This window comes from Streptomyces sp. L-9-10 (assembly GCF_004151105.1).
Taxonomy (GTDB): domain Bacteria; phylum Actinomycetota; class Actinomycetes; order Streptomycetales; family Streptomycetaceae; genus Streptomyces.
The window spans coordinates 23246-41511 of the sequence record NZ_PHRF01000097.1 but is presented as its reverse complement, the minus strand read 5'-3'; the positions used below and the strand labels follow the sequence as shown (position 1 = coordinate 41511).

Sequence of the window (18266 nt, the reverse complement as noted above, 5' to 3'; positions counted from 1 at the left end):
CCTATGCTCGGCATATGACTGAGAGCACCGACCCCGGCACCGGCGTCTCCCCCGAGGACCGCAAGATCATCACGCTCGCCCGCAGCGCCCGCGCGCGTAATGGCGTACCGGAGGGCGCGGCGGTGCGGGACGAGACCGGGCGTACGTATGTCGCCGGCACCGTGGGGCTGGACTCGCTCAAGCTCAGCGCGCTGCGTACGGCTGTCGCGATGGCCGTGGCCAGCGGTGCGACCTCGCTGGAGGCGGCGGCCGTCGTCACGGCCGAGGAGACCGTGCCGGACGAGGACCGCGCGGCCGTGCGCGACCTCGGCGGGCCCGCGACCCCGGTGCTGGTGGCAGGACCTGACGGCACGCTCCGGGTGACCGTCACGGCGGGCTGACCGGGCCCGATCCGTGCGCGGAACGTGGCGGCGCGGCGCCCGTGCGGGGCTGTCTGGTCGGCGCAGGGTAAACGATCGGGGACAATGGGCGCCATGAGCGCTCGTACCTCTTCGCCCGAGACTTCACCCGAGGCAACCGAAGCCCCCCACCGGGCCGGCTTCGCCTGCTTCGTCGGCCGCCCCAACGCGGGCAAGTCCACCCTCACGAACGCTCTGGTCGGTCAGAAGGTGGCCATCACCTCCAATCGGCCGCAGACCACCCGGCACACCGTGCGCGGCATCGTGCACCGCCCCGAGGCGCAGCTGATCCTGGTCGACACCCCCGGCCTCCACAAGCCGCGCACGCTGCTCGGTGAGCGCCTCAACGATGTCGTACGGACGACCTGGGCCGAGGTCGACGTGATCGGCTTCTGTCTGCCCGCCGACCAGAAGCTCGGCCCCGGCGACCGGTTCATCGCCAAGGAACTGGCCGCGATCAAGAAGACCCCGAAGGTCGCCGTCGTCACCAAGACGGACCTCGTCGACTCCAAGACGCTCGCCGAACAGCTCATCGCGATCGACCAGCTCGGCAAGGAACTCGGCCTGGAGTGGGCGGAGATCGTCCCGGTCTCGGCGGTCGGCGACCAGCAGGTCGGTCTGCTGGCCGATCTGCTCGTCCCGCTTCTCCCGGAGAGCCCGCCGCTCTACCCGGAGGGCGACCTCACCGACGAGCCCGAGCAGGTCATGGTCGCCGAGCTGATCCGCGAGGCCGCGCTGGAAGGCGTACGGGACGAGCTGCCGCACTCGATCGCGGTCGTCGTCGAGGAGATGCTGCCGCGCGAGGACCGCCCGGCGGACAAGCCGCTGCTGGACATCCACGCGAACGTCTACATCGAGCGCCCCAGCCAGAAGGGCATCATCATCGGCCCGAAGGGCAAGCGGCTCAAGGAGGTCGGGACGAAGTCCCGCAAGCACATCGAGGCGCTGCTCGGCACCCCGGTCTTCCTCGATCTGCACGTCAAGGTCGCCAAGGACTGGCAGCGCGACCCGAAGCAGCTGCGCAAGCTCGGGTTCTGACCGGGCGGGGCGGGACGAAGGCCCTAGGCGCCCTCCTTGAGGACGCGCGAGATCAGCGCGCGCTGGTCGTCGGTCAGCCCCGGGTCCGCGCAGTGGACCGCGCGGTCGTCGATGGTGATCACATAGTGGTAGCCGTCCGGTACGCCGGCGGGCGGCGTCTCCGCGCCGTCCGCCATCGCCCGCTGGGCCAGTTCCCGCCAGTCACCGGCATCGCGCAGGCCCGAGGTCTCGATCTCGGCCCTGCGCTCGATGCCCGCGAAGCCGCCTGTGCGCCGTACTTGGATACGCATGGGTCCTGTCTAGTACGTGACGGGCGGCGACGGTAGCCGCCGCTCCCGCCGCCCCCGGCGCTTCACGCCGTGGGGACGCCGACCTGGGACCACGCCTTGGTCACCGCCTCCAGCTCCGCGCCGTCCCCGAAGCGGGCCCGCGCCGCCGCGACGGTCAGCCGGGCGAAGTCCGCGAACTGCGCGTCGGCGGCCAGCTCGCCGCCGGTCAGCACGTCGAACCAGATCTGTCCCGCGCGCTCCCACGCCTTTCCGCCGAGGGCCACGGCCAGTAGATAGAACGCGTGGTTGGGGATCCCGGAGTTGATGTGGACCCCGCCGTTGTCCTGGGTCGTCCGTACGAAGCCGTCCATGGTGCCGGGCTGCGGGTCCTTGCCGAGGACATCGTCGTCGTACGCGGTGCCCGGCGCCTTCATGGAGCGCAGCGCCTCCCCGGTGACCCCGGGCGCGAGCAGGCCCGCGCCGATCAGCCAGTCGGCCCGGTCGGCGGTCTGCTCCAGGGAGTACTGCTTGACCAGCGAGCCGAAGACGTCCGAGACGGACTCGTTGAGGGCGCCCGACTGACCCTGGTAGTCGAGGTTGGCGGTGTACTGGGTGAGGCCGTGGGCCAGCTCGTGGCCGATCACGTCGACGGGCAGCGTGAAGTCGAGGAAGACCTCGCCGTCACCGTCGCCGAAGACCATCTGCTCGCCGTCCCAGAAGGCGTTCGCGTACCCCTCGTCGTAGTGGACGCTGGCCACCAGCGGCAGCCCGGCGCCGTCGAGCGAGTCACGTCCGTACGCCGACAGCAGCAGCTCGAACGTGGCGCCGAGACCGCTGTACGCGCGGTTGACGGTGGCGTCGCGGCCGGGCTCGTCCCCCTCGCCGCGCACCTTCCTGCCCGGCAGCGTGGTGCCGTGCCCGCAGTCGTGGACCGTGCGGTGCGGGTTTCCGGTGGCGGCGGCGGTGGGGGCGGTGAGGGCGCGCAGGCCGGTGATCCGGCGCCGGGTGCGATGGGCGGAGTCCACCTCCAGGGTGCGGCGGGCGGGCCCGGAGAGCCGGGGGTCCTCGGCCTGGGCGAGCTTGTCGAGGAGGTGGGGCGGCACGATGGCGCAGAAGACGGGCGCGATGTCGTTCATACGAGAACGGTGGCAGCGTGTCATCGCGCTGTCACTCATCGCGACAGGAATTGCTGAGATGGAGTGATTCCCGGAGGCCGGGTCTTTACATCGCCCCGGGCGCGCCCGCTGTATCGTCCGAGGCGCTCCCGCTGTATCGCCCGGGGCGCGCCCGCTGTCTCCGCCGTCCCGGCGACCGTCCCCGCCCGTCTCGCGGGACGCTCCTCGTATCCCGCATTCTGATACGGACCCGCGCACCCGGCCCGGCTCGGCTAGGCTGCCTGACATCATGCGTTTCGGGCTGCTTCTCCTTAGCTGCCGCGGCGAGGGTCTGTAGTCGTAGGCCGACCCCCTCCCCGCGGAGTCCGGTGTTGCGGTGTTCACGCCCGTCGGCCGTCCCAGCGGACACACGAGGAGCCCTGCGCAATGTCTGATTCTTCCGTCGGCCGTGCCACGCCCATCACCAACGCGACCCACACCCAGCGGTCGTCCGGGATGCCGATCCACAAGTACGGCCGCTACGAGGCGGTGGAGATCCCCGACCGCACCTGGCCGGACAACCGGATCACCGTCGCCCCCCGCTGGCTCTCCACCGATCTGCGCGACGGCAACCAGGCGCTGATCGACCCGATGTCACCGGCCCGCAAGCGCGAGATGTTCGATCTGCTGGTCCGCATGGGCTACAAGGAGATCGAGGTCGGCTTCCCGTCCTCCGGTGAGACCGACTTCGCGTTCGTGCGGTCGATCATCGAAGAGGGCGCGATCCCCGAGGACGTGACGATCTCCGTCCTGACCCAGTCCCGCGAGGAACTGATCGAGCGCACCGTCGAGGCGCTGCGCGGCGCCCACCGCGCGACCGTCCATCTGTACAACGCCACCGCCCCCACGTTCCGCCGGGTCGTCTTCCGCGGGACGAAGGAGCAGGTCAAGCAGATCGCCGTGGACGGCACCCGGCTGGTGATGGAGTACGCGGAGAAGATCCTGGGCCCCGAGACGACCTTCGGCTACCAGTACAGCCCGGAGATCTTCACCGACACCGAGCTGGACTTCGCGCTGGAGGTCTGCGAAGGAGTCATGGACGTCTGGCAGCCCGAGGCCGGCCGCGAGATCATCCTCAACCTGCCCGCCACGGTGGAGCGTTCGACCCCGTCCACGCACGCGGACCGCTTCGAGTGGATGTCGCGCCATCTCTCCCGCCGCGAGAACGTGTGCCTGTCCGTGCATCCGCACAACGACCGCGGTACGGCCGTCGCCGCCGCCGAACTGGCGCTCATGGCCGGGGCCGACCGTATCGAGGGCTGTCTGTTCGGGCAGGGCGAGCGCACCGGCAATGTCGACCTGGTGACGCTCGGCATGAACCTCTTCTCCCAGGGCGTCGACCCGCAGATCGACTTCTCGCAGATCGACGAGATCCGTCGCACCAGCGAGTACTGCAACCAGATGGAGATCCACCCGCGCCACCCCTACGCGGGCGACCTGGTCTACACGTCCTTCTCCGGCTCCCACCAGGACGCCATCAAGAAGGGCTTCGACGCGCGTGAGGCCGACGCCGCCGCGCAGGGCAAGCCGGTCGACGAGATCGAGTGGGCCGTGCCGTATCTGCCGATCGACCCGAAGGACGTGGGCCGTTCGTACGAGGCGGTCATCCGGGTCAACTCGCAGTCCGGCAAGGGCGGGATCGCGTACGTACTGAAGAACGACCACAAGCTGGACCTGCCGCGCCGGATGCAGATCGAGTTCTCCCGGATCATCCAGGCCAAGACCGACGCCGAGGGCGGCGAGGTCACGCCCGGCCAGATCTGGTCGGTCTTCCAGGACGAGTACCTGCCCAACCCGGAGAACGCGTGGGGCCGGCTCCAGCTCCGCTCAGGCCAGACCACGACCGACACCGACGGCAAGGACACACTGACCGTCCAGGCCGTCGTGGACGGTACGGAGACCGTGCTGACCGGTACCGGCAACGGTCCGATTTCGGCCTTCTTCGAGGCGCTGGCGGCGGTCGGGGTGGACGCCCGGCTGCTGGACTACCAGGAGCACACCCTGAGTGAGGGCGCGAGCGCGCAGGCCGCCTCGTACATCGAGTGCGCGATCGACGGAAAGGTGCTGTGGGGCATCGGGATCGACGCGAACACCACCCGCGCTTCACTCAAGGCGGTCATTTCCGCGGTGAACCGCGCGACCCGCTGATCCGGCCGCCGACCCCGGCCCCGACTCCGCCCGACCCGGCCTGACCTGAGCGTTTCGCGGACCCCGATCACCAGCCACGGTGGTCGGGGTTCAGCCATGTCGTGGCGATCTCACGCCGCGGTACTGACGGGGCCCACGTGATGTGGCTAACATCACGTCAACGCGGCGGCTCCGCGTCCGGATTCCCCCAGGGCGCAGAGGCGAAGTGGAGTGCAACGCAACGAAGCGTTGCCGGAGTGTCACGGAGGTGCGCGACGTGCTGCCAGCTCAGAGACCCGGTGGGCGAAAAGTGCGTTTCTGCGGTATTCGCACCTCCTGGAACACGGTCGGGGACGGGGAGTTCTTCTGTCCCGACTGCGGAGGCGACCGCAACTTCCGCCGCCGTACCGGCCGTCGCCGTTTCACGGTGCTCGGGGTCCCGCTGCTTCCGCGCGGCTGCGCCGGGCCGGTCGTCGAATGCGCCGCCTGCCACGCCCACTTCGGGACGGACGTACTCGACCACCCCACCACCGTCCGCTTCTCCGCGATGCTGCGCGACGCCGTGCACACGGTCGCGCTGGCGGTCCTCGCGGCGGGGGGCACGTCCTCGCGCACGGTCAGGGAGACCGCGGTCCTCACCGTCCGGGCGGCCGGGTTCGAGGACTGCACGGAGGACCGGCTGACGGATCTGGTCGACGCGCTCGCCGCGGACACCGGCCGGTTCCTCGCCGAGCCGGGACCGTGCGGCGCGGCGCTCGCCATCGAGCTGCACGAGGCGCTGGAGCCACTGGCCCCACATCTCGCCCCGGCGGGACGGGAGTCGATCGTGCTCCAGGGCGCGCGGATCGCGGTGGCGGACGGACCGTACAGCCTGCCGGAGCGCGAGGTGCTGAGCATCGTCGGCGGCGCGCTCCAGCTCTGCTCGGACGATACGGAGCGGCTGCTGCTGGCGGCGTCCGGCACGCCCTCCTGAACCCGGCCCCTCGGGACGCTCACCGGACGAGGGGAGCGCGGCGGCCGGGGGAGAGCGGAGGGGCCGCCCGCGGCGGGCGAAGGGCCGCCCGCAGATGCGGGAGAATGGGCCCCATGAGTCTGTTCCGGGACGACGGCGTTGTGCTGCGCACCCAGAAGCTCGGTGAGGCCGACCGCATCATCACGCTTCTGACCCGCGGCCACGGCCGCGTCCGCGCCGTCGCCCGGGGGGTGCGGCGGACCAAATCGAAGTTCGGGGCGCGGCTGGAGCCGTTCTCGCATGTCGATGTGCAGTTCTTCGCGCGCGGCAGCGACCTCGTCGGACGCGGACTGCCGCTGTGCACCCAGAGCGAGACCATCGCTCCGTACGGTGGCGGCATCGTCACCGACTACGCCCGCTACACCGCGGGCACCGCCATGCTGGAGACCGCCGAGCGGTTCACCGACCACGAGGGGGAGCCGGCCGTCCAGCAGTATCTGCTCCTGGTCGGCGGGCTGCGCACGCTCGCGCGCGGGGAGCACGCGCCCCATCTGATCCTGGACGCCTTCCTGCTGCGCTCCCTCGCAGTCAATGGCTACGCGCCGAGCTTCGACGACTGCGCGAAGTGCGGACTCCACGGACCGAATCGTTTCTTTTCGGTCGCGGCGGGGGGAGTCATCTGCGGCGACTGCCGGGTGCCCGGCAGCGTCGTACCCTCGGCTGAGGCCGTCGGACTGCTCAGCGCGCTGCTGACCGGCGACTGGGACACGGCGGACGCGTGCGAGGCGCGGCACGTCAGGGAGGGCAGCGGACTGGTGTCGGCCTATCTGCACTGGCACCTGGAGCGCGGGCTGCGCTCGCTCAGATACGTAGAGAAGAACTAGGAAACCAGGAGACGAGAGCGCATGGCACGACGCGGAATCATGGGGCGTTCCCGCCGCGAGTACAAGACGCCGGAACCGCACCCCTCCGGTGCGCGTCCGCCGAAGATCCCCGGCGAGCTGGTCCCGAAGCATGTGGCCTGCGTCATGGACGGCAACGGCCGCTGGGCCAAGGAGCGCGGTCTGCCGCGCACCGAGGGCCACAAGGTCGGCGAGGGCGTCGTACTCGATGTACTCAAGGGCTGTCTGGAGATGGGCGTCAAGAACCTCTCCCTGTACGCCTTCTCCACCGAGAACTGGAAGCGCACCCCCGACGAGGTGCGCTTCCTGATGAACTTCAACCGCGATGTCATCCGGCGCCGCCGCGACGAGATGGACGAGCTGGGGATCCGGATCCGCTGGGTGGGCCGGATGCCCAAGATGTGGAAGTCGGTCGTCCAGGAGCTCCAGGTCGCCCAGGAGCAGACGAAGGACAACGACGCCATGACGCTCTACTTCTGCGTCAACTACGGTGGCCGCGCGGAGATCGCGGACGCCGCGCAGGCGCTCGCCGCCGATGTCGCGTCCGGCAAGCTCGACCCGTCCAAGGTCAACGAGAAGACGTTCGCCAAGTACCTGTACTACCCGGACATGCCGGACGTGGATCTCTTCCTCCGTCCCAGCGGGGAGCAGCGAACGTCGAACTATCTGATCTGGCAGAGCAGTTACGCCGAGATGGTCTTCCAGGACGTGCTGTGGCCGGACTTCGACCGCCGTGATCTGTGGCGGGCCTGTCTTGAGTACGCGTCCAGGGACCGGCGCTTCGGCGGAGCGCTCCCCAACGAGGACCAGCCGGAGCAGACGGAACAGCCCGAGTAGGCGGGGCAGCGGGGCCGAAACGCGCTCGGTCGCCGTACGGGCTGGACGATGAGCCCGTACGGCGACCCGAGGCGCTTGATACAGAAGGCGCTTGATACAGAAGCTAGTTCTTCGCGACCGCCGCCGCGCACTCCGCACACGTACCGAAGATCTCCACCGTGTGCGCCACGGCCACATAGCCGTGCTGCGCGGCGATCATCTCGGCCCACTGCTCCACCGCGGGCCCCTCGACCTCCACGGCCTTTCCGCAGACCCGGCAGACGAGATGGTGGTGGTGGTCGCCGGTCGAGCAGCGCCGGTAGACCGACTCGCCGTCGTTCGTGCGCAGTACATCGACCTCGCCCGCGTCGGCGAGGGACTGCAGGGTGCGATAGACCGTGGTCAGACCGACCGAGTCACCACGGTGTTTGAGCATGTCGTGGAGCTCCTGCGCGCTTCGGAACTCGTCCACCTCGTCGAGCGCCGCCGCCACCGCGGCACGCTGGCGGGTCGATCGGCCGCGCACGGGGGCCGCGCTTGATCCACCGCTGGGCGCAGTCGTCACAGGTGCCTCCTTGCCTCTGCCCGTATCCCTCGGGCGTTGCCCGCTTCCCACGGGCCATTGTGCCAGTTCGTGACCGCCCGGCAGTCAGACCGTGACATCGCCCGCGGTCCGGCGTGCGGCGGGCACGTCCATGTCCGGCGCCTCCACGTCCGGTACGGCCGCGGCCTCGGCGGCCCGCAGCGCGCGGGCCCGGCGTCTGGCGAGGGGGGTGGCGAGCGCGGTCAGCACCACGAAGACACCGATCGCGATCAGCACGATCGTCGCGCCGGGCGGCACGTCCTGGTAGTACGAGGTGACCGTGCCGGCCAGTGTCACCGCCGTACCGATCACGACGGAGAGGACGAAGGTGACCACGAAGGACCGGGTGATCTGCTGGGCCGCCGCGACCGGCACCACCATCAGCGCGCTGACCAGCAGCAGCCCCACCACCCGCATGGCGACGGTGACCGTGATCGCGGCCGTGACCGCGATCAGCAGGTTCAGCGCGCGCACCGGCAGTCCGGTGACACGGGCGAACTCCTCGTCCTGGCTGACCGCGAAGAGCTGCCGGCGCAGCCCCACGGTGACCAGCACCACGAAGGCGGCGAGGAGCGAGATCGCGGTCACGTCCGCAGGCGAGACCGTCGACAGGGAGCCGAACAGATACGTACTGAGGCTGCCGTTGGAGCCGTTCGGCGCGAGGTTGATCAGCAGGACGCCGCCCGACATGCCGCCGTAGAAGAGCATCGCCAGCGCGATGTCGCCGCGTGTGCGGCCGTACGCGCGGATCAGCTCCATCGTGACGGCGCCCGCGACGGCCACGAGCGTCGCCATCCACACCGGGCTGGTGGAGAGCAGGAAACCGAGGCCGACCCCGGTCATGGCGACATGGCCGATGCCGTCGCCCATCAGGGCCTGGCGGCGCTGTACGAGGTAGATGCCGACGGCGGGGGCCGTGATGCCGACGAGTACGGCCGCGATCAGCGCGCGCTGCATAAAGGCGGTCTGGAGGATTTCCATGGTCAGGTCAGCAGTCCTGTGCGGAGCGGCTCGCCGGCCGCGTGCGGATGGCAGCCCGGATTGGTCAGAGGATCGGGGTCATGGCCGGGTACGGCGTGCCGGCCGGCCGCCCGGGGCGGCGGTCCGTCGTGGACCACACAGCCGTCGCGCAGGACCACGGAGCGGTCGATCAGCGGCTCCAGCGGACCCAGTTCATGCAGGACGAGCAGCACGGTCGTACCGGCCGAGACCTGTTCGCGCAGCGTCGCCGCGAGGATGTCCTGGCTGGCCAGGTCGACGCCCGCCATCGGTTCGTCCATGATCAGCAGTTCGGGCCCGGCGGCGAGCGCCCTGGCTATCAGCACGCGCTGGTGCTGGCCGCCGGAGAGCGCGTCCACGGAGTCCTTGGCGCGGTCGGTGAGCCCGACCAGGTCGATGGCCCGCTCGACGGCGGCCCGGTCGCCCTTGCCGGGCAGGCCGAACCTCGTACGGGACAGCCGGCCGGAGGCCACGACCTCGCGGACGGTCGCGGGCACCCCGCTCGCGGCGGTGGTGCGCTGCGGTACGTAACCGACGCGCGCCCAGTCGCGGAAGCGGCGCAGCGGGGTCGAGAAGAGTGTGATCTCGCCATCGGTCAGCGGTACCTGTCCGATCACCGACCGTACGGCGGTGGACTTGCCGGAGCCGTTGGCGCCGAGCAGGGCGACGACCTCGCCGCTGTGCACGGTGAGATCGATACCGCGCAGCACCGGCCGCGAACCGAGTGTGGCCCTGGCGCCGCGGACGGTCACGACCGGGGCCGAGCCCCTCTCCGGCGTCCGCCGCGCCGCCTCTGCGGTCTGACCGCTCTCCATCGTCGCCATGTCGGGCGCCTCCGATACCGCTGCCGGCTGTTTCACTTCGCGCCGAGTGCTGTCCGCAACGCGGCGAGGTTCGACTGCATGACCTCGATGTAGTCATCGCCCTTGGACTTGTCCGTAATTCCCTCCAGCGGGTCCAGGACGCCGGTCTTCAGTCCGGAGTCCGCTGCGAGGGTCTTGGCGGTCTTGTCGCTGGCGAGCGTCTCGAAGAATACGGTGCTGACCTTGTCGTGCTCCGCGATGGTCCGCAGTTCCTTCACCCGGGCGGGGCTGGGCTCCGACTCGGGGTCGATGCCCGCGATGGCCTCCTGCGTCAGACCGTAGCGCTCGGCGAGATAGCCGAAGGCGGCGTGGGTGGTGATGAAGGTCTTGGTGGCGGTGCCGGTGAGGCCCTGCTTGAACGCCGTGTCCAGGCCGCCGAGCTCCTTCAAGAGGGCGTCGGTGTTCTTCCGGTACGCGGCGGAGTTGTCCGGGTCTGCCTTCTCCAGGGAGGCGCCGACACCCTTGGCGACCTCGGCGTACTTCACCGGGTCCAGCCAGATGTGCGGGTCCTTGCCGGCCAGGGCGTCCTCTTCGCCGGCGGAGTGGCCCTCCTCGTGGCCCTCCTCGCCCGCGTGGCCGTCCTCGTGGCCGTCGTCGTGGGAGTGGCCGACCTCGGTGCCGTGCTTCTCCAGCGTGGTGAGGGAGGTCGCGTCGACGGTGTTCTTCACACCGGACTGCGTGATGGCCTCGTCCACGGCGGGCTGGACGCCCTTGAGATAGAGGATGACATCGGCCTCGCCGAGCTGGGCGACCTGCCGGGGGGCGAGTTCCAGGTCGTGCGGCTCCACGCCGGGCTTGGTGAGCGTGGTGACGGAGACGTGGTCGCCGCCTATTCGCTCGGCCAGGAACTGCATGGGGTAGAACGACGCGGTCACCGCGAGCCGGTCGCCGCTCTTCTTGTCGGCGGCGTCGGAGGGGGAGCAGGCGGACAGCGCGACCAGGCCGAGGGTGACTGCTCCGGCGAGAGTGGCGGTGGGTATCAGGCGTCGTGCGTTCATGACTGTCATTTTCAACAAAAGTGGAAACGATTGTCAACAAGGGTCGCAGCCGCCTCTTACCCCGCACCGATTTGATCGAAGGGGTGCGGCCGCCGCTAATCTGAAGCATTCGCCGTTCGTCGTCGTCGTAATGAAGAGAGCACCGTGGCCGCCGACAAGATCGACAGCATCGTCAACCTGAGCAAGCGCCGTGGCTTCGTCTACCCGTGCAGTGAGATCTACGGTGGTCAGCGCGCCGCCTGGGACTACGGGCCGCTCGGAGTCGAGCTGAAGGAAAACCTCAAGCGTCAGTGGTGGCGTTACATGGTCACCTCGCGCGAGGACGTTGTCGGTATCGACTCCTCGGTGATCCTCGCCACGGAGGTCTGGGAGGCGTCCGGCCACGTCGCGACCTTCAGTGACCCGCTCACCGAGTGCACCTCCTGTCACAAGCGGTTCCGCGCCGACCACCTGGAGGAGGCGTACGAGGCGAAGCACGGCAAGGCGCCGGAGAACGGCCTCGCCGACATCAACTGCCCGAACTGCGGCAACAAGGGCACGTTCACCGACCCCAAGCAGTTCTCCGGCCTGCTCTCCACCCACCTCGGCCCGACGCAGGACTCCGGCTCCGTCGCCTATCTGCGGCCCGAGACCGCGCAGGGCATCTTCACCAACTTCGCCCAGGTGCAGCAGACGTCGCGCAAGAAGCCGCCGTTCGGCATCGCGCAGATGGGCAAGTCCTTCCGGAACGAGATCACTCCGGGCAACTTCATCTTCCGCACGCGCGAGTTCGAGCAGATGGAGATGGAGTTCTTCGTCAAGCCGGGCGAGGACGAGCAGTGGCAGGAATACTGGATGGAGCAGCGCTGGAACTGGTACACCGACCTGGGTCTCCGTGAGGAGAACATGCGGTGGTACGAGCACCCGGCCGAGAAGCTCTCGCACTACTCCAAGCGCACGGCCGACATCGAGTACCGCTTCCAGTTCGGCGGCAGCGAGTGGGGCGAGCTGGAGGGCGTCGCCAACCGCACCGACTACGACCTCTCCGCGCACTCCAAGGCGTCCGGCCACGACCTGTCGTACTTCGACCAGGAGGCCGGCGAGCGCTGGACCCCGTATGTCATCGAGCCCGCCGCCGGTGTCGGCCGCTCGATGCTCGCCTTCCTCCTCGACGCGTACAACGAGGACGAGGCGCCGAACGCCAAGGGCGTGCTGGAGAAGCGCACCGTGATGCGTCTCGACCCGCGCCTCGCGCCGGTCAAGGTGGCCGTGCTGCCGCTCTCCCGCAACCCGCAGCTCTCGCCGAAGGCCAAGGGCCTCGCGACGGACCTGCGGCGCAACTGGAACATCGAGTTCGATGACGCGGGCGCCATCGGCCGCCGTTACCGCCGCCAGGACGAGATCGGCACGCCGTTCTGTGTGACCGTCGACTTCGACACCCTGGACGACAACGCGGTGACGGTGCGCGAGCGCGACACGATGCAGCAGGAGCGCGTGTCGCTCGACCAGATCCAGAGCTACCTCGGCGCCCGGCTCCTCGGCTGCTGACGATCGCTGACGACACCTGACAACGGCCCACAGTGAACGGCGGGTTACGTTCACAGCTCGAAGCCCCCGGTTCCCTCACGGAACCGGGGGCTTCGTTGCAGACTGGGCGCTGACCTACCAGGGAGGCACGGATCATGCCGGCCACGACGACCAGCACGGTCAGGAGATGGGATCAGCATGGGCGCGAGCATGTCGTACGCGTCCAGAAGGCGGGTGTGCAGCGGTCGTTGATCTGCGACACCTGCGGCTGGCGCAAGGGGGCGCAGTTCCTGCCCTGGCTCAAGGCCGAGGAACATCTCACCGAGGCCCACCAGGCGACGGTGGACCCGGCGGCGGACTGAACGGGCGCGACAGGGCCGGCCAGGCGGGACTTCCGCCACACGCCCTGGGCCGGCCCAGGGCCCGTATCAGGCCCGCAGGCCGCGCAGCAGCAGATCGCAGACGGCGGTGAACTCGGCGTCGATCGTGGGCTTCCGCCACTCCGGCGCGTACGCCGGGTCATGGAAGCGGGCCGTGGCGGCGAAGACCGCCCCGGCCGTGCTCGCCGGGTCCGCCGCCATGAACTCGCCCTCGCGCACGCCCTCTTCGACGATCCGGGTGAGCTGGTGGGCCAGCTCCGTCAGATGCGCGTCGACCACATCGCTGCTCTCGTCGATGAGGACGGAGAACGTGGCGAACAGCTCCGGGTCGTCCCCGGCCTTGTGCCGCTTGGTGTCGAACAGTGCCAGCAGCCAGCCGCGGAGCTTCTCCGGGCCCGGGTCCGCCTCCCCGTCCATGATCGCGGCCAGCGCGGTCTCCGTACGGCTCAGCCAGCGCGAGGTGACCGCCTCCCGGAGCGCCGCCTTCGTGCTGAAGTGCCGGTAGACACTGCCATGGCTGACGCCGAGCACCCGTGCCACATCGACCACCGTGGCCTTCGCCGGGCCGTAGCGGCGCAGCACCTCCTCGGTGGCTTCGAGGATGCGCTCGGCGGTCAGGGGCTCGGTGGCCATGGGGGCGCCCGGCCTTTCATGGTTCGTACAGCGGATGCGACAGATGACATTACCTGTCAGGCCCGGCGGCCCGACAGGACGGCCGACGGGGACGGTCCCTTCCCTCGTGTCCTCCGCGCCGGTCAGCGCTCGCTGTCGAGATGCTCCATCTGCCCGGCCGGATACCGGTCCCCGGCGGCGGCACCGGACGGTACGGCGCTCTCGATGGCGGCCAGATCACCGGCGTCCAGCGTGACGTCCAGCGCGCCGAGGGCCTCGGTCAGCCGGTCACGGCGGCGGGCGCCGACGAGCGGCACGATGTCCTCGCCCTGGGAGAGCACCCACGCGATGGCGATCTGGGCGACCGAGACACCCTTCTGTCCGGCGATCTTCCGCAGCGACTCGACCAGCCCGAGGTTGTGCCGGAGGTTGTCGCCCTGGAACCGGGGGCTCACGGCGCGGAAGTCGGTGGAGGCCAGCTCGCGGTCATGGGTGAAGTGGCCGCTGATCAGTCCGCGTGAGAGCACCCCGTACGCCGTGACGCCGATGCCCAGCTCGCGGACGGCCGGCAGGATCTCGTCCTCGATGCCGCGCGAGATCAGGGAGTACTCGATCTGGAGGTCCGCGACGGGGGTGACGGCCGCCGCCCGGCGGATGGTCTCGGCGCCGACCTCGGAGAGTCCGACGTGGCGCACATGTCCGGCCCGGATCAGCTCGGCGATGGCGCCGACCGTCTCCTCGATCGGGACGTCCGGGTCGATTCTGGCGATCCGGTAGATGTCGATGTGGTCGGTGCCGAGGCGCTGGAGGGAGTACGCGGCGAAGTTCTTCACGGCGGCAGGGCGTCCGTCGTAACCGCTCCACCCGTTGTCCGGGTCGCGCAGGGCGCCGAACTTGACGCTGGTGAGGGCCCGCTCGCGGGCGGCGGCGGGAGCGGTGCGCAGGGCTTCGCCGATCAGCAGCTCGTTGTGGCCCATGCCGTAGAAGTCGCCCGTGTCGAGCAGGGTGACGCCCGCGTCCAGCGCGGCGTGGATGGTGGCGATGGACTCCGCGCGGTCCACATCTCCTCCGTACAGGGCGGACATGCCCATGCAGCCGAGGCCGAGCGCGGAGGTGCGGGGGCCCGAGGCGCCGAGAGAGCGGGTGGGGATGGCGTTCATGAGGGTTCCTCCATGCGGATCGCCGAGTGACAGAACAACCAGTGACAGAACAACCATGACATGAGCGATGACAGATTTCAATATCTGTCATCGCTCATGTCGTCACGTGTCCGGTGTCCGTCAAAAACGCGTTACGTCCGGGCCCCGCCCGGTGGTAGCGTCACGGGCATGTTCTTCCAGATCTACGAGTGAGAGCGCGGCGGCGACGACCCGCCCCCCACCGACGAATCCGCAGATCACTTCTCATCGCTTCGGGAGAACCCCATGGCAAAGAGCCGCAACAACCTTCTCGGTGTCGGCGGACAGCGCAAGAAGCTGTCCCGCACCGACCCGCAGGCCAGCGCCCCCGCGCGCGACGCCAACCGCAAGGCCTCCGCCGACCACAAGCAGGAGCTGCTGCGCAAGATGCGTGAGCGCGCCGCGGGACAGGGCGAGGGCGACGGCGCCCAGGGCGACGGCGCGCAGCGGAGCGACGCGACGGACAGCACCGCCTCGCAGGACTGAGTACTCCAGCCGTACGCGACAAGCCATACGTCACACGTCACGCGTCATACGCCGTGGGCCCGGATCACCGAGGTGATCCGGGCCCACGGCGTATGACCGCGTCCGCGCCGCTCAGCCGATCCTCCGCGGCAGCCGTAGACTCAGCAGCCCCGTCAGGACGACCAGCCCCAGCTGCGCCAGCAGTGTGACGACCAGGGCGTCCCGCATCCCCGCCGTGGTGGCGAGGGTCAGGAAGAGCGAGCCCAGCGTCGCCACCCCCAGCGCCAGCGCGGACTGCTGCGCCGTGACCATCACACCGCTGCCCACCCCGGACCGCTCGGCCGGTATGTCGGAGAGCACGATGCGGATGATGACGGGCAGTTGGAGGCCCTGGCCGAGACCGGCGAGCGCGACACCCGGCAGCAGATCCAGCCCGCCGACCGAGGGCCAGCCGCCCCATACGGCGAGCGCCAGCAACGCCACCCCGGCGGTCTGGATCACAGCGCCGGCCGTGACCACCAGGCTGCCGTACCGCCGTATCAGCCGCGGACCCGCAAGTGACGCCCCGAAGAACGCCACCGCCATGGGTACCAGCGTCAGTCCGGCGTCGACCGCGCCCATCCGCAGCCCCTGCTGAAGAGCGACGGCGATCACGAACATGAAGCCGCCGAAGCCGATTCCGAACGGCACGATCAGCGCCAGCCCCCGCCGGAGCGTGACCAGCGCGAGCAGGCTCGGCGGCACCAGCGGGGTCCTGCCCTGCCGGTCGGCCCGCCGTTCCACCCGTACGAAGGCGTAGGACACGACCGGGAAGGCCGCGAGCGAGACCCACGTCCACCAGGGCCATCCGGCGGCCCGGCCCTCCGTGAGGGGCGCCAGGAGCGTCACCAGCGCGGCGGCCAGCAGGATCGTCCCCGGTGTGTCGATGGGCGCCGGCCGCTGCGAGCGGGTCTCCGGCACCGAGCGGACCGCGAAGAGCAGTCCCACCAGCGCCACCGGCACGTTCACCAGGAAGATCGCCCGCCAGCCGCTTCCCGCGATATCGGCCGCGACCAGCACCCCGCCCAGGATCTGGCCCGCCACCATCGCGAGCCCGGCCGTCGCGCCGTACAGGCTCAGCGCCTTCGCGCGCCGCTGTCCGCCGGTCGCGGAGTGGATGGTGGCCAGCACCTGCGGCAGCATCAGCGCCGCCGCGGCGCCCTGCGCGACCCGCGCGCCGACCAGCGTCCAGGCGTTCGGCGCGAGGCCGCAGACGAGTGAGGTGATGCCGAAGGCCGCCATGCCGAGGAGGAAGAGCCGCCTCCGGCCGAACATGTCCCCGAGCCGCCCGCCGAGAACGAGCAGCACGGCGTACGACAGCCCGTACCCGGCCACCACCAGCTCCAGCAGGGCGGGGCCCGCGGCCAGATCGTGATCGATGGTGGGCAGGGCTACATTGACGATGAAGAAGTCGATCAGAGGGAGCGCCGCACCGAGGAGCACGGTGAACAGGCCGAGAGTGCCGAGCACGGACCCGTGGTCATGGATGACGGACGGTCCGCCGGATGGGGCCCTGGCGGTGGATGTCTTCTGTAGGGACGCGAATGCTCTACTCACTCCATCGACGATCGCCCATCCCTCACCCTGGTACCAGAGTGTCTTTATCCTGGTACACGGACTACCCGGCAATGGGCTGCCGTGCGACACCCTCCTTCACCGAGGGCGACCGGGTCCGCCGCTTCGTACACTCTCGGTTACGTCGAGTGACATTGGAGTGATGATGAAAGCAAACAAGGGCGACCGTCTGGTGATGCACGGCCGGGTGGTCGGCAAGCACGACCGGATCGTGGAAGTCGTGGAGGTGCTGGGGCCGAACGGCTCGCCTCCGTTCAAGGTACGTGCCGAGAACGGTCACGAATCGATCGTGTCGCCGGGCCCGGACACCGCCGTGGAGCCGCACTCGAAGAGCGAGTGAAGCGCGGGTAGCACCGTGTGATGCCTGGTAGCGGGAGGCTCTTATCCCGTTACCAGGACTGCCTGGCAACGGCCTGGGACATGCGGCACCCTTGAATCATGACCTTCACCAGCGCGCGGGCCGGGCACACGACGGGGGCCGGGCACACGACGCGGGACGGGCAGGCGAGCGATATCCGCCGCCATGAGCTGGCGGGGTTCCTGCGCAGTCGCCGTGAGCGGATCACGCCCGAGCAGGTCGGGCTCGACCGGGGGAGCCGCCGGCGCACCCCCGGACTGCGGCGCGAGGAGGTCGCCCAGCTCTCCGCCGTCGGTGTCACCTGGTACACCTGGTTGGAGCAGGCGCGGGCCATTCAGGTCTCCGCGCAGGTCCTCGACGCGCTCGCCCGCGCCCTTCTCCTCGACCCCAGCGAACGCGCGCATCTCTTCGCGCTGGCCGGGGCGCTGGATCCCGCGCCCGGGACACCGTGCCCCACCATCACGCCCGCGATCCGGCAGATGCTGGAGCGGCTGGAGCCGTTCCCTGCGTGTGTGCAGAACAGCCGGTACGACATCCTCGCGTACAACCGCACGTACGGCGTGATGATGTGCGACCTGGACGCGCTGCCGCCGCAGGACCTCAACTGCCTCTGGCTCGCCTTCACCAACAAGGACTTCCGCGCCGCCCTCGGCAACCGCGAGGAGACGACCCGGATCATGGCGGCCAAGTTCCGGTCCGCCATGGCGGAGCATCTCTCGGAGCCTCCCTGGAAGACGCTTCTCGGACGGCTGCGGGCGGCCTCGCCCGAGTTCCGCGAGATCTGGGAGCGGCACGAAGTGGTCGCTCCGGTCGGGGACAGGACCAAGAGGTTCGTCAACGCCGAGGTGGGACAGCTGAATCTGGAGCACACCAACCTCTGGCTCGGGCCGTCCGCGGGGCCCCGGCTGGTCAGCTATGTCCCGGTGGACGACGAGACCAGGCTCCGGCTGGAGAAGCTCCAGGCGTCCGCTCGGGCGTCCGCGCTGGTCCCCGCCGCTCACTGAGGCCGATTGCTCACCGGCGGCCGGTGACCGGCTCGCATACCGAGGGCCGG

The 18266-nt window shown here is 69.8% G+C and carries 20 protein-coding genes; 11 read left to right on the top strand and 9 right to left on the bottom strand.

Annotated features, from left to right (window positions below; all coding sequences use genetic code 11):
• The first annotated feature begins 14 nt into the window (after window positions 1-14).
• Both CU044_RS25315 and era read left to right on the top strand, forming a co-directional pair.
• Window positions 15-380 carry a cytidine deaminase gene (locus CU044_RS25315; RefSeq protein ID WP_129771054.1) on the top strand — a complete coding sequence of 122 codons (366 nt, stop codon included), beginning with the start codon at window positions 15-17 and terminating at the stop codon, window positions 378-380.
• An 84-nt stretch (window positions 381-464) separates the two neighbouring features.
• Window positions 465-1436 carry a GTPase Era gene (gene era / locus CU044_RS25310; protein WP_129771053.1) on the top strand — a complete coding sequence of 324 codons (972 nt, stop codon included), beginning with the start codon at window positions 465-467 and terminating at the stop codon, window positions 1434-1436.
• Between the two features lie 23 nt (window positions 1437-1459).
• Here era and CU044_RS25305 read toward each other — a convergent pair whose 3' ends face one another.
• Together CU044_RS25305 and CU044_RS25300 are read right to left on the bottom strand one after the other, a co-directional pair.
• Window positions 1460-1726 (bottom strand): protealysin inhibitor emfourin, encoded by a 267-nt coding sequence (locus CU044_RS25305; protein WP_129771052.1) that lies wholly within the window; start codon window positions 1724-1726, stop codon window positions 1460-1462.
• A 62-nt stretch (window positions 1727-1788) separates the two neighbouring features.
• Window positions 1789-2841 carry a M4 family metallopeptidase gene (locus CU044_RS25300; protein ID WP_129771051.1) on the bottom strand — a complete coding sequence of 351 codons (1053 nt, stop codon included), beginning with the start codon at window positions 2839-2841 and terminating at the stop codon, window positions 1789-1791.
• A gap of 405 nt (window positions 2842-3246) precedes the next feature.
• On the opposite strand from CU044_RS25300, the gene leuA reads away from it, so the two are divergent.
• From leuA to CU044_RS25280, 4 genes are all read left to right on the top strand, one after another.
• Complete coding sequence (leuA, locus tag CU044_RS25295) at window positions 3247-5007, top strand: 2-isopropylmalate synthase (RefSeq protein WP_129771050.1); 1761 nt, start codon at window positions 3247-3249, stop codon at window positions 5005-5007.
• Between the two features lie 256 nt (window positions 5008-5263).
• Window positions 5264-5959: a TerB family tellurite resistance protein gene (locus tag CU044_RS25290; RefSeq protein ID WP_193564069.1), complete on the top strand. Its 696-nt coding sequence runs from the start codon at window positions 5264-5266 to the stop codon at window positions 5957-5959.
• A gap of 113 nt (window positions 5960-6072) precedes the next feature.
• Complete coding sequence (gene recO / locus CU044_RS25285; protein ID WP_129771048.1) at window positions 6073-6822, top strand: DNA repair protein RecO; 750 nt, start codon at window positions 6073-6075, stop codon at window positions 6820-6822.
• A 21-nt stretch (window positions 6823-6843) separates the two neighbouring features.
• On the top strand, window positions 6844-7677 hold the full coding sequence (locus CU044_RS25280) for an isoprenyl transferase (protein ID WP_129771047.1): 834 nt from the start codon (window positions 6844-6846) through the stop codon (window positions 7675-7677).
• Window positions 7678-7780: 103 nt separating this feature from the next.
• Here CU044_RS25280 and CU044_RS25275 read toward each other — a convergent pair whose 3' ends face one another.
• From CU044_RS25275 to CU044_RS25260, 4 genes are all read right to left on the bottom strand, one after another.
• The gene (locus tag CU044_RS25275; protein WP_129771046.1) at window positions 7781-8221 is read right to left on the bottom strand and encodes a transcriptional repressor; all 441 of its coding nucleotides are present in this window, start codon (window positions 8219-8221) and stop codon (window positions 7781-7783) included.
• Window positions 8222-8305: 84 nt separating this feature from the next.
• Entirely contained in the window at window positions 8306-9220 is a 915-nt protein-coding gene (locus tag CU044_RS25270; protein WP_129771045.1) for a metal ABC transporter permease, read from the bottom strand.
• A 2-nt stretch (window positions 9221-9222) separates the two neighbouring features.
• Window positions 9223-10053 (bottom strand): metal ABC transporter ATP-binding protein, encoded by an 831-nt coding sequence (locus CU044_RS25265; protein WP_129771173.1) that lies wholly within the window; start codon window positions 10051-10053, stop codon window positions 9223-9225.
• A 41-nt stretch (window positions 10054-10094) separates the two neighbouring features.
• Window positions 10095-11099: a zinc ABC transporter substrate-binding protein gene (locus tag CU044_RS25260; RefSeq protein WP_129771044.1), complete on the bottom strand. Its 1005-nt coding sequence runs from the start codon at window positions 11097-11099 to the stop codon at window positions 10095-10097.
• 144 nt (window positions 11100-11243) lie between these two features.
• On the opposite strand from CU044_RS25260, the gene CU044_RS25255 reads away from it, so the two are divergent.
• Both CU044_RS25255 and CU044_RS25250 read left to right on the top strand, forming a co-directional pair.
• A complete protein-coding gene (locus tag CU044_RS25255) occupies window positions 11244-12626 on the top strand; it encodes a glycine--tRNA ligase (RefSeq protein ID WP_129771043.1) in 1383 nt (460 codons plus the stop codon).
• Window positions 12627-12760: 134 nt separating this feature from the next.
• A complete protein-coding gene (locus CU044_RS25250; RefSeq protein ID WP_129771042.1) occupies window positions 12761-12967 on the top strand; it encodes a hypothetical protein in 207 nt (68 codons plus the stop codon).
• 66 nt (window positions 12968-13033) lie between these two features.
• On the opposite strand, the gene CU044_RS25245 is transcribed toward CU044_RS25250, so the two are convergent.
• Both CU044_RS25245 and CU044_RS25240 read right to left on the bottom strand, forming a co-directional pair.
• Window positions 13034-13618: a TetR family transcriptional regulator gene (locus CU044_RS25245; RefSeq protein WP_129771041.1), complete on the bottom strand. Its 585-nt coding sequence runs from the start codon at window positions 13616-13618 to the stop codon at window positions 13034-13036.
• A gap of 122 nt (window positions 13619-13740) precedes the next feature.
• Window positions 13741-14757 carry an aldo/keto reductase gene (locus tag CU044_RS25240; protein WP_193564068.1) on the bottom strand — a complete coding sequence of 339 codons (1017 nt, stop codon included), beginning with the start codon at window positions 14755-14757 and terminating at the stop codon, window positions 13741-13743.
• A 264-nt stretch (window positions 14758-15021) separates the two neighbouring features.
• Between CU044_RS25240 and CU044_RS25235 the strand changes: the two genes are divergently transcribed.
• Window positions 15022-15261 (top strand): DUF6243 family protein, encoded by a 240-nt coding sequence (locus CU044_RS25235; protein ID WP_129771040.1) that lies wholly within the window; start codon window positions 15022-15024, stop codon window positions 15259-15261.
• 111 nt (window positions 15262-15372) lie between these two features.
• Here CU044_RS25235 and CU044_RS25230 read toward each other — a convergent pair whose 3' ends face one another.
• Entirely contained in the window at window positions 15373-16749 is a 1377-nt protein-coding gene (locus tag CU044_RS25230) for an MFS transporter (RefSeq protein WP_240045832.1), read from the bottom strand.
• Between the two features lie 250 nt (window positions 16750-16999).
• Between CU044_RS25230 and CU044_RS25225 the strand changes: the two genes are divergently transcribed.
• Together CU044_RS25225 and CU044_RS25220 are read left to right on the top strand one after the other, a co-directional pair.
• A complete protein-coding gene (locus CU044_RS25225) occupies window positions 17000-17194 on the top strand; it encodes a DUF1918 domain-containing protein (protein ID WP_129771170.1) in 195 nt (64 codons plus the stop codon).
• A gap of 98 nt (window positions 17195-17292) precedes the next feature.
• Window positions 17293-18216: a helix-turn-helix transcriptional regulator gene (locus tag CU044_RS25220; protein WP_129771039.1), complete on the top strand. Its 924-nt coding sequence runs from the start codon at window positions 17293-17295 to the stop codon at window positions 18214-18216.
• Window positions 18217-18266: the final 50 nt, after the last annotated feature.

Excerpts from the sequence above, each read along its gene's own strand:
- CU044_RS25315 (WP_129771054.1), top strand. The coding sequence starts at position 15 with ATGACTGAGAGCACCGACCCCGGCACCGGCGTCTCCCCCGAGGACCGC.
- era (WP_129771053.1), top strand. The coding sequence starts at position 465 with ATGGGCGCCATGAGCGCTCGTACCTCTTCGCCCGAGACTTCACCCGAG.
- CU044_RS25305 (WP_129771052.1), bottom strand. The coding sequence starts at position 1,726 with ATGCGTATCCAAGTACGGCGCACAGGCGGCTTCGCGGGCATCGAGCGC.
- CU044_RS25300 (WP_129771051.1), bottom strand. The coding sequence starts at position 2,841 with ATGAACGACATCGCGCCCGTCTTCTGCGCCATCGTGCCGCCCCACCTC.
- leuA (WP_129771050.1), top strand. The coding sequence starts at position 3,247 with ATGTCTGATTCTTCCGTCGGCCGTGCCACGCCCATCACCAACGCGACC.
- recO (WP_129771048.1), top strand. The coding sequence starts at position 6,073 with ATGAGTCTGTTCCGGGACGACGGCGTTGTGCTGCGCACCCAGAAGCTC.
- CU044_RS25280 (WP_129771047.1), top strand. The coding sequence starts at position 6,844 with ATGGCACGACGCGGAATCATGGGGCGTTCCCGCCGCGAGTACAAGACG.
- CU044_RS25270 (WP_129771045.1), bottom strand. The coding sequence starts at position 9,220 with ATGGAAATCCTCCAGACCGCCTTTATGCAGCGCGCGCTGATCGCGGCC.
- CU044_RS25265 (WP_129771173.1), bottom strand. The coding sequence starts at position 10,053 with ATGGAGAGCGGTCAGACCGCAGAGGCGGCGCGGCGGACGCCGGAGAGG.
- CU044_RS25260 (WP_129771044.1), bottom strand. The coding sequence starts at position 11,099 with ATGAACGCACGACGCCTGATACCCACCGCCACTCTCGCCGGAGCAGTC.
- CU044_RS25250 (WP_129771042.1), top strand. The coding sequence starts at position 12,761 with ATGCCGGCCACGACGACCAGCACGGTCAGGAGATGGGATCAGCATGGG.
- CU044_RS25245 (WP_129771041.1), bottom strand. The coding sequence starts at position 13,618 with ATGGCCACCGAGCCCCTGACCGCCGAGCGCATCCTCGAAGCCACCGAG.
- CU044_RS25240 (WP_193564068.1), bottom strand. The coding sequence starts at position 14,757 with ATGAACGCCATCCCCACCCGCTCTCTCGGCGCCTCGGGCCCCCGCACC.
- CU044_RS25235 (WP_129771040.1), top strand. The coding sequence starts at position 15,022 with ATGGCAAAGAGCCGCAACAACCTTCTCGGTGTCGGCGGACAGCGCAAG.
- CU044_RS25225 (WP_129771170.1), top strand. The coding sequence starts at position 17,000 with ATGAAAGCAAACAAGGGCGACCGTCTGGTGATGCACGGCCGGGTGGTC.
- CU044_RS25220 (WP_129771039.1), top strand. The coding sequence starts at position 17,293 with ATGACCTTCACCAGCGCGCGGGCCGGGCACACGACGGGGGCCGGGCAC.